Origin of the sequence: Roseburia zhanii (genome assembly GCF_014287635.1) — a bacterium.
In the GTDB taxonomy this organism is placed as follows: domain Bacteria; phylum Bacillota; class Clostridia; order Lachnospirales; family Lachnospiraceae; genus Roseburia_B; species Roseburia_B zhanii.
On the sequence record NZ_JACOPH010000022.1, the window covers coordinates 19,057 to 28,423 of the forward strand.

Consider the following 9,367-nt stretch of genomic DNA (forward strand, 5'->3'; position numbering starts at 1 on the left):
TGTTCAAAGACAGTGTCAATAGAAGGAGGATAAAATATGCTTACAGCTGTAACAGGAATTAACTGGGGAGACGAAGGAAAAGGTCGTGTGATCGATCTGCTTGCGGAGAATGCAGATGTTGTTGTCCGCTATCAGGGCGGCAATAACGCTGGCCATACAGTGGTTGCCAAACAGCAGAAATTTGTCTTAAATCTGCTGCCATCCGGTATTCTGCATGAGAATGTAATATGCATACTCGGCGATGGTATGGTGGTAGACCTGGAACATCTGACAAACGAAATTGCACAGATCAGGGAAAAAGGTGTTGTGGTTACACCAAACAACTTAAAACTTTCCAAACGGGCAACAATCTCTATGCCTTGGCACAAAATTCAGGATGAACTCGAAGAAACACGTCTTGCAAAAACAGGAGCAGCGTTTGGTTCCACAAAAAGAGGCATTGCCTATGCATACAGTGACAAATACAGAAAGAAGACACTGCGTCTTGGGGATCTGCTTCATTTAAAAGAGGAATCCGTACAGAATCGTTTGAAAATGATGCTCGAAGCAAAGAATCTGGAGCTTGCAGGATGCTATTATCAGGAACCGATGTCCTATCCGGCACTGCTTTCCTGGTGTGAAGCTCAGGCAGCAGAGTTATGGCCATATATAGTAGACACAGGTGCTTATCTCGAGGAAGCATTAAAGGAAGGAAAACGTGTTGTTTTAGAGGCACAGCTTGGAGCTATGCGGGATATTGATTATGGCATTTTTCCATATACGTCAAGTTCTTCAACGATTTCTGCCTACGGTCCGATAGGGGCGGGGATACCGGGAAAGCAACTGGACCATGCCGTTGGTGTACTGAAAGCTTATTCAACCTGTGTAGGTGCAGGGCCATTTACAGCAGAAAAAGCCATGCCAGAATCCTGGATGGAACTTTTGCGCAAGTTTGGCGGAGAATATGGTGCTGCCACAGGACGTCCGCGCCGTGTAGGACCGTTTGATGCAGTTGCAAGCCGGTATGGATTAAAGTGTCAGAACGCGGACAAGATTGCATTAACTAAGCTTGATGTGCTCAGTATGATGAAAGAAATCCCTGTGATTGTAGGTTACAAAAAGGGAAATCAGGAAGTGACGGATTTTGATCCGATAGAGGATCTAGAAGAATATGTACCAATTGTGAGAATGCTTCCCGGCTGGCAGACAGACATCAGCGGTTGCGTAACCTATGATGAACTGCCGGATGCAGCCAAAGCGTATGTAGAGACGTTAGAGGATCTTCTGCAGCATGAAATACAGTTCATATCCGTAGGTGCAGAGAGAAGTCAGTATTTAACAAAAGGAGAGTGGTTATGAGACATTTGATAAGTCCTTTGGATTTTACAGTAGAAGAAACGTATGAAGTGCTGGATTTCGCAGAGAGGATTGCTGCAAATCCAAAAGCTTATGCACATGCAGCAGACGGCAGACAGCTTGCAACACTTTTTTACGAGCCAAGTACCAGAACGAGGCTTTCTTTTGAATCGGCAATGCTCAGTCTTGGTGGACAGACGATTGGATTCGCAGGGGCGGATCAATCGAGCGTTTCCAAAGGGGAGACAATTGCGGATACGGTAAGGGTCGTTAGTTGTTATGCAGATATTATTGTCATGCGCCATCCGAAGGAAGGGGCACCGCTTTGTGCGTCCATGTATTCGAAAATCCCGGTCATTAATGCCGGGGATGGCGGACATAATCACCCAACACAGACTTTGATCGATCTGATGACTATTCGCCAGAGACTTGGTAGACTCGACAATCTGACCATCGGTTTCTGCGGAGATTTGAAGTTCGGAAGAACGGTGCACTCGCTGGTAAAGAGCCTGGTGCGCCATACAGGAAATAAATTCTATTTTATCTCGCCGGAAGAACTCAGAATCCCAGATTATCTTGTGGATGAAACATTAGAGCCGACGCATACGCCGTATGAGGAAGTATCCAGTCTGGAAGATAGCCTTCCCAAGCTGGATGTTCTTTATATGACGAGAGTACAGAAAGAACGCTTTTTCAATGAAGAGGATTATATCCGTCTGAAAGATACTTATATTCTCAATCGGGAAAAACTGCAGCTGGCAAAGGAAGATATGCCGGTACTGCATCCGCTGCCACGTGTTGATGAGATTGCTTACGATGTGGATGATGACAGCAGAGCGGCTTATTTTCAGCAGGTACAGAACGGAAAATATATGCGAATGGCATTGATTTTATCTTTGCTCGGGATCGAAGATCCGCAGACAGGAGAAAAAATTCTAGAATTAGGAGAATCCTAAGGCAGGCTGGTGTCGATACATCTTCTATTACGAAAGATTGTACTTTTACTGTCGATCCATACAGTTACGAGATAACGGTAGATGGCGTGGATGAAGAAACAAAGGTGTTGATGCAGAATGCTTTAAATGTAGGTAATAATGGGAAAAAGGGAAAAAGTTCTCAAAAACTTCTGGTAACTCTTTGAAATACGTATCATATCAATAGATACGATAATATAAATTATTTTTGTAGTTGTTGATAACAGGTTTATATCGGAAAAATTGTAAATTTATTTTCTATGCAAATTTCATTTTTGTAGGGCTGGCATTAGACCAGCCCTTGATTTCATTATAATGGATAAAAAGATATTGAATATATGCACGGTAAAATGACTATTCTCAATAACGATGTTGAAAAAAGTAACTTTAGTGCTGTTGAAAAAATCACCATAGTTCTAATGAATCTTCTGCATCAACCCATATCTGCATTGTTCCATCAAGATATAATTTTGCATATTCCAGTGGTTTATCAATAGCAAGTGCATTTAATGCACAATCTGATCCGAGTGTTGTTTTTAAATTCTTTTCTGCTTCCCACAGTCAATGCGGAGCATATAGCCAGCACTGGTATATACATCAATGCTGTTTCTGTGTGGATTGTATTCTGCAAATATCGTTCTCATCGTATCAAATCTCCTTATCGTTCTGTCAATCATTTGTAATAAAATTAGAAGCATTTTAATCAGTTCACCATGTCACTTTTATTTTGTGTTATACTGTTTTATAGATTTTTCTTGGTCTCCGCTGCCGCTTCGGTCGGCACAGAGCAGATGTCCACCGGACATCTTGTGCCCTTGTATTTGCCCTTATCAGAGTTCGTAAACACTGGTGGGACGATATAACACAAGGAAAACAATAAGGGAAAACTCACCTGTGACAAATCCAGTGTTTTCAAGGGTTTGCGGAGAATTTAATAACAAAATATAACAGTTATTAAATCTCTTAAAACAGGTGAAAGCTCAATCGAAATTTGTGAAGGAGGAATATACTATGAATATAGGGTTTTGGCTATGTGGAGTTTTGGTTATTCTATTTGTGATTATAGGAGTGTTATTTGCAATATTTAAAGAAAAAGCGGCTAAATTTGTTTCGGGATTTAATTCATTACCGAAAGAAGAACAGGCATTGTATGATAAAGCTCATATTTCTCGTGATATAAAAAATCAGTGTTTTACATGGGCTGGCATAATGTTAGTAGGAGCAGTGTTGTCTTATTTTTTAACACCATATATGGCTATTCCGGCTTTTGGTATTTGGCTCGTTTTATTTTTCAAAGAGGTTCACTTTGACACGCACAAAGCATTTGAAAAATATTTATTAAAATAAATTCCAGATGATAAAGCAGAAGTATAGGGTTTGATTCATATGATTTCAGTAAAAAAACAGAGAATTGCTGCTATTATGGTTTTAAGTTCCATCATGCTGATTTTACTTTTGTCGCTAAATTTCCGACTCTGGAGTGGATATTATGCAGAAGGGGATTTGGAAAGTATAGTCATACAGCAGATGGAATGCTTGGAAAAGTCAAATAGTGAAAACGATATAAGCGAAAGTATATGTTTGCATTTCTATGAGTGTATATGTTTCGGTGGAATAGAAATAATGGTGCTCTGGGTATATGATGGCTTTAAAGACCTCGGACAAGGTGAGTTTTCTTTCAGACCGGGAGTTACCCTTTGCAGTCTATCGGTTCGGATGGATGATTAAATACTTCTGATAATCAAATTTCAAATTTATTATCAGGAGGAACTTCGATGTATGTATTAAATGCAAATCATATTTCAAAAAGTTATAAAACTGCAGGAGAAACTATGCGGATTTTGCAGAATGTGAATCTGCAAGTTATGAAAGGAGAAATGGTTGCTATTATGGGACCATCCGGCAGTGGAAAGACTACTCTGCTCCATGTGCTGACCGGGGTTGACACACCGGACGATGGAGAAATCGTAATAGGAGGAGAAACGTTTTCACAGCTTACGGAAGAAGAGAAGGCATTTTTTCGCAGAAAGCATATGGGAATGATTTTTCAGGATTTCCAGCTTTTGGAGAGTTTGACGGTAAAAGAAAATATATTGTTACCACTCATTCTTGAACGAAAAGAAGCAGACATCCAGCAAGAGCGTTTTTCAAGAATAGCGGATGTGCTCGGCATTGAAAAATTAGCTGACAAAGGAATTACAGAAATATCGGGAGGTCAGAAACAGAGAGTTGCGATTGGCAGGGCGCTGATCAATGAACCGGATATTATTTTTGGAGATGAGCCAACAGGAAGCCTTGACCGAAAGACCGCTGGGGATGTGATGCGATGTATGAAACAGATGAATCAACGGTCTGGCATCAGCTTTCTGCTTGTGACACATGATGCTTATACGGCGTCCTTTTGTGACCGGGTACTTTTTCTACAGGATGGGAATCTGGCAAAAGAAGTAAAGAAAGAGAACACTGCCGATAATTTCAGAGAAGATATATGGAAAACGCTGTGCGGTTTGGGAGGTGGAAAAGATGACCTTTTTTGATATTTCCCGAAAGATGCTGAAAGCTGGTTTTTACAAATATCGATTGTACTTTCTATGCAATTTATCTGCAACGGCATTATTCTGTTGTTTTGCAGTTATTTCCACAAACAGGACGTTTATGAATGCGTCGATTGTAAATTCATCCATATCCAATAACATTTATCTTCCATTTTTTCTGTCTGCAGTGTTTCTGGGTTTTTTTCTTCCTGTTTCGTGTCAGGCATTTCTGGCATCAAGAAAACAGGAATACGGCGTGATGTTTTCTCTTGGCATGAGCCGGAAGGAAGCGTTTGGAAACTTACTTTTTGAAAATGTGATCATATCCGTGCTGGCATTAGCAATAGCACTTGAGGCAGGAACTGTGCTGTCATTTTTATTTTTTTCCGTTATCATTTATGCAATAGATGTTCACGGAGTGCAATGGCAGTTTTGCCCGGAAGCATATAAGCTTACAGCAGTTTTATATACAGTAGTGGTGGCAGTTGCCTTTATCCTGAATGCCGGGAGACTTATGCTGGATAAAATCGGAACCCTGCTAAAAGCACAATATCGGGCAGAAAAAACAGGAAAGATCGGTACGTTCTTATGCAGAATTGCACCCAACTACATGAGGTTTCATCTGGTGGAATGGTTATTTGTCCGCAGACACAAGAAAGAATGGGGATGTAGGTATGTTTTAGCCTCTCTCATAATAGCGGTATCTGTTATGCTTACGGGGGTATGTGTGACTTTATATCCGGCTTTTCTACAGGATGCAAAAAGCTATTCTCCCTATGACATGGTGTACTCAGAAATCTATGGAATGAATCAGGTTTCAGTACAGGATGTCCTTCATATATTGGAGAAAAATGGTGTTACTGTAGAACAGGTCATTCAGCTTCCCTATATCAGAGATGATGTTTTTAATTACCTTCCTGTGACAGAAATAAACCGGGATTTTGGATGTGATTATCAGATTCAGGAAGGCGAGTTTTTGAATTTGTTTCAGTACAATCTGGAAGATGGGTATGAACATAACATACAGCCAGTATCTACTGTAACGATTTCCGGGGACAGAAAGCTGCAGTCTGTTGGAACAGATGTAAAGATACTGTTTAATCAAAATCCGACCTTTGCAGATAAAACACTGATCATCAACGATTCTGATTTCGAAAAATTAAGTGCAGATATAACAGGTAGTGCTGGTATCGCAAACTTGTTTCAGTTTCAGAATTGGGAAGATTCTTATGCGGGAGTATGTGAAGTAAAAGAATATCTGCAGGAAAGCAATCAGTTGAATGAAGATGAGCAGACATATTATGAATTGTCTTCGAAAGTGGAGAAATACCAGGATGCAAAGAAATCAGGACAATTTTTATTATTTTTGATGGCATTTGTGATAGGGCTTATGATAATGGCTGAGTTTCTGTTAATTCATTCACGTATCCAGGCAGAGAAGGAAGAAAATAGCAGGGTCGTTTGTAGTTTGCGAATGTTGGGAATGATAGACAAGGAAATGGTAAAGTGCCTATGCTATAAGAATTTTCTAAGATTTATACCGCCATTGGTTGTGGGAACAATCCTTTCTTTCCTGCCATCTTATTATCTGAATGAGAGTTATGGAATGGGGACGAATGGAATTCTGGCAGGAATCGTATTTGGAGTGATTATGACAGTCGGAATATTCGTAGTGATACGCAGGTATTCTGAAAAAGAAGAAAAACTTTATGAAAGCGGTTTTATAATACAAGGAAGAGGATTTTTCGAGAGGATTTTTTGATTATAGATAAGTAGAAAAAGATTCAAATCCTGTGTATAATTAAAAGATAAAGATAGAGACAACTCGAGATTTGTATACGAGGATAGAGAACAATGAATTCTGATATTGGAGAATATAAATGTGCGTAAAAATATAAGAGAGTTTTTTGAAAAAATGCAAGAATTTTTTCCCTCAACGAAGAATGCATACATTGAAAGTGTAGAAGAATATGGAGAAGTATTAGAAACAGTTGTAATAGAAGATATTTTTATGCCGGAGCTTTTAACATTATTAGCTAAGAATGAAGATGCTGAATTATTAAGCAATATGTTTAATTATTTTGAAGAAATAATAAATAAGAATGATTCACATTTGATTAATATTTTTTCTGTTACTGTGTTAGAAATTTTAGGAAATGATAAGGCAATTCTAAAGGTGGCTAAGCAATATATGGGGGAAAAAACTGCATTGCTCCAAATGAAAGTTGATAAAGAATTGGGAAGATTATAAAAAAATGGCGTAGAATTGTTTACAAGTTTTATGGTACAATTTGTATGTATGACGAGAAGCGACGCATCGGAGGTTATGGATATATTTATTATGAGTTATCAAAATTATAAAGAAGCCATGGAGCTTGCACCAAAATGCAAATTTTATACTACCGTAGGGGGTAAAAGCCGAGATGAAATAAAAAAGTCTGAGGAATTATTAGGTGTAACATTCTCAAAGCAATGCAGGGAATTTTACGAACAGTATGGTTATCTATCTTTCGTTGGAAATGAGATTTTTGGAATTGACCCAGATGATGACTCTGGCGAAATAGAAGGCAACTCTGTTGCATATGCCTTAAACGATCGTAAAGAATATGGATTGCCTGACAAATGGATTCCACTCTATAACTTTGATGATGGAATTATGGCATACTTGGATTATTCATCGTTAAATGATGTTGGAGAGCCTTGTGTTATTGTTGCCAGATTTAATGATGTGGGGTATCAGATAGAAGAAACGATTGCCGAAGATTTTGGCGAGTTTATTCTTCAACTTGTGAAAGAGCAACTTGCAGACTAACTTCAAGTTTGGAGAATTGAGAAAATCGGGATTTGTCGTTTTATTAATTTACATATATGCCTTTTACATAAAAAAGTGTTATTTTAGTTCCGCAACAATCAGAAAGCATTTCACAACAAGTTTGTTAAAAACAGCTATATGAATGACGAATAAAAAATTGTAGGTATATTTAATTGTAACAATGATCTCTCGGAATCTTGAGTGATCATGCCAGCAAAACTCTGGCATTGAATTTTGAAAAGTAAATATTATTCTTGAACGTAAAATGAACGCAAGAAATAAACATAACTGTCGCTATGTTTCAAAAAATGAGATATAATAATCTACAGGATTATGCTACATCCAAAATCATTTTTTTCAGGGTTGATTCAGATGGCAAATCCCATGCATCCAGATGGACTGTACGTCCGTATTTAGCATTTGAACAAGGGTTTTCGCATGTACAGGAGATACAGCCACCGGCGTGACTGATCTTAGGACATTTGAATTTCATTCTGCCTTTAGCAGCTTCAATACCATTCCGATGCGTACGATATCCAGAAGGACAAATAGGAACACCATCTTTATCAATCGTAAGGTCGTTTTTGTAAATGGGAGGTCTTCCACCTTTTCCATTAAGGTCGATAAATGGTGTTATATTCTCGCGTTTGAAGTATTGATAATAAGGCATGGCATCATGTGCAGAATCCAAAAGTACTTTAGAAACAGTGTAATCAGGAAGAAAAGATTTCATCCTGAAAAAAGCGTGCAGGAATCCATGTGAATCATGTTTTGAAGCACAGCAAAAATGAGGAAATACCGGTAAGTCACTTTGCGAATCAACAAGCATGTACAGATCATAGCCATGATAATAACAGTCGCGGGAAGAATCCCAGCCGATATCACAATCAGGTTGGGAAAAGTAGCGGTCACATTTGCAGTCAGTAATGCCATTCTCTTTGCATTTACAGATACGCTTTTTCCACAGAATCAGCTTTCGTGCCTTTTGTTTTAGGCTTCTTAATCTTGGTTTTAAAAGGATGGATATGTGGTGACATATGGTCATCATCAGAATTCCACAAACGGTTTATAAAATCATAAAAAGTGCCAACACCGGGAGTATTACCAGGTTCAAATCCACTGAGGATGGCGTAAAGAGGATTCATTTTAAGCTGAGCAGCCCACTCCGTTAATGAAGTAACTTTAAAGTCAATGGAAAGAAGGTAAGAACGTTGCATGCAAGAAGGAGTTCGTGGGGCTGGTCCGAATTTTGAATATTTATCAGTCATAAAAGTATCGGTAAAAGATAAATCGAGATTCCAAAAGCGCTCAATGACATCCCAGGTGGAACGAGCAAGAGCATTTGGATTAGGATAATATTTACGAAGATTAGTAACAACAAAGTTTTGGTAGTCAGCATGACTGCCAGAATTAACAGGTAACATAAAAATCGCCCTCCAGTCGATAAAATAAAATATATTCAATCGGCTTCGCCGCAAATTTTGAGCGATTTGTCAAGAGTTCTAGGCAAAAAAGTGGGGGATTTTAATAAAAAGGAATCTACAAGCCTTGATTTTACTGGGCTAAAGATTCCGAGAGATGATTTAGATAAAAAGGAGCATTCCTGTTAAGTAACAAATAACCGGTTTGCAAAAAATGAGTGCCACCCATAGAATAATGATTGTTAACTGGCCGGTTGACAAATCATCGTTCAAAGGAGACACCCACAAATG

The 9,367-nt window shown here is 38.7% G+C and carries 10 protein-coding genes and 1 pseudogene; 8 read left to right on the forward strand and 3 right to left on the reverse strand.

The window, feature by feature from the left end; genetic code table 11:
- The first annotated feature begins 36 nt into the window (after nt 1–36).
- On the forward strand, nt 37–1,338 hold the full coding sequence (locus tag H8S17_RS15095; protein WP_186867805.1) for an adenylosuccinate synthase: 1,302 nt from the start codon (nt 37–39) through the stop codon (nt 1,336–1,338).
- Nucleotides 1,335–2,291 (forward strand): aspartate carbamoyltransferase, encoded by a 957-nt coding sequence (gene pyrB / locus H8S17_RS15100; protein ID WP_186867806.1) that lies wholly within the window; start codon nt 1,335–1,337, stop codon nt 2,289–2,291. Before H8S17_RS15095 ends, pyrB begins: the two co-directional genes overlap by 4 nt.
- A 423-nt stretch (nt 2,292–2,714) precedes the next feature.
- On the opposite strand, the pseudogene H8S17_RS15105 reads toward pyrB, so the two are convergent.
- Nucleotides 2,715–2,953 (reverse strand): annotated as a pseudogene (locus tag H8S17_RS15105) (DUF6061 family protein).
- A gap of 367 nt (nt 2,954–3,320) precedes the next feature.
- Between H8S17_RS15105 and H8S17_RS15110 the strand changes: the two are divergent.
- The 6 genes from H8S17_RS15110 (at nt 3,321) to H8S17_RS15135 (ending at nt 7,655) form a co-directional block, all read left to right on the forward strand.
- On the forward strand, nt 3,321–3,656 hold the full coding sequence (locus H8S17_RS15110; protein ID WP_186867807.1) for a DUF3784 domain-containing protein: 336 nt from the start codon (nt 3,321–3,323) through the stop codon (nt 3,654–3,656).
- A 39-nt stretch (nt 3,657–3,695) separates the two neighbouring features.
- Entirely contained in the window at nt 3,696–4,037 is a 342-nt protein-coding gene (locus tag H8S17_RS15115; RefSeq protein WP_055068105.1) for a hypothetical protein, read from the forward strand.
- A gap of 47 nt (nt 4,038–4,084) precedes the next feature.
- Nucleotides 4,085–4,846 carry an ABC transporter ATP-binding protein gene (locus H8S17_RS15120; protein WP_186867808.1) on the forward strand — a complete coding sequence of 254 codons (762 nt, stop codon included), beginning with the start codon at nt 4,085–4,087 and terminating at the stop codon, nt 4,844–4,846.
- Nucleotides 4,833–6,605 carry an ABC transporter permease gene (locus H8S17_RS15125; RefSeq protein WP_186867809.1) on the forward strand — a complete coding sequence of 591 codons (1,773 nt, stop codon included), beginning with the start codon at nt 4,833–4,835 and terminating at the stop codon, nt 6,603–6,605. Before H8S17_RS15120 ends, H8S17_RS15125 begins: the two co-directional genes overlap by 14 nt.
- A gap of 120 nt (nt 6,606–6,725) precedes the next feature.
- Complete coding sequence (locus H8S17_RS15130) at nt 6,726–7,094, forward strand: DUF7674 family protein (protein ID WP_330595813.1); 369 nt, start codon at nt 6,726–6,728, stop codon at nt 7,092–7,094.
- A gap of 75 nt (nt 7,095–7,169) precedes the next feature.
- Nucleotides 7,170–7,655, forward strand: a complete 486-nt coding sequence (locus H8S17_RS15135; RefSeq protein ID WP_186867811.1) for an SMI1/KNR4 family protein — start codon at nt 7,170–7,172, stop codon at nt 7,653–7,655.
- 331 nt (nt 7,656–7,986) lie between these two features.
- On the opposite strand, the gene H8S17_RS15140 is transcribed toward H8S17_RS15135, so the two are convergent.
- Nucleotides 7,987–8,484: a hypothetical protein gene (locus H8S17_RS15140; RefSeq protein ID WP_186867812.1), complete on the reverse strand. Its 498-nt coding sequence runs from the start codon at nt 8,482–8,484 to the stop codon at nt 7,987–7,989.
- 115 nt (nt 8,485–8,599) lie between these two features.
- Complete coding sequence (locus tag H8S17_RS16605; protein WP_243238101.1) at nt 8,600–9,079, reverse strand: hypothetical protein; 480 nt, start codon at nt 9,077–9,079, stop codon at nt 8,600–8,602.
- Between the last annotated feature and the right edge of the window lie 288 nt (nt 9,080–9,367).

Coding starts and splice junctions, on each gene's coding strand:
- pyrB (WP_186867806.1), top strand. CDS start 1,335: ATGAGACATTTGATAAGTCCTTTGGATTTTACAGTAGAAGAAACGTAT.
- H8S17_RS15120 (WP_186867808.1), top strand. CDS start 4,085: ATGTATGTATTAAATGCAAATCATATTTCAAAAAGTTATAAAACTGCA.
- H8S17_RS15125 (WP_186867809.1), top strand. CDS start 4,833: ATGACCTTTTTTGATATTTCCCGAAAGATGCTGAAAGCTGGTTTTTAC.
- H8S17_RS15115 (WP_055068105.1), top strand. CDS start 3,696: ATGATTTCAGTAAAAAAACAGAGAATTGCTGCTATTATGGTTTTAAGT.
- H8S17_RS15110 (WP_186867807.1), top strand. CDS start 3,321: ATGAATATAGGGTTTTGGCTATGTGGAGTTTTGGTTATTCTATTTGTG.
- H8S17_RS15095 (WP_186867805.1), top strand. CDS start 37: ATGCTTACAGCTGTAACAGGAATTAACTGGGGAGACGAAGGAAAAGGT.
- H8S17_RS15135 (WP_186867811.1), top strand. CDS start 7,170: ATGGATATATTTATTATGAGTTATCAAAATTATAAAGAAGCCATGGAG.
- H8S17_RS16605 (WP_243238101.1), bottom strand. CDS start 9,079: ATGTTACCTGTTAATTCTGGCAGTCATGCTGACTACCAAAACTTTGTT.
- H8S17_RS15140 (WP_186867812.1), bottom strand. CDS start 8,484: ATGCTTGTTGATTCGCAAAGTGACTTACCGGTATTTCCTCATTTTTGC.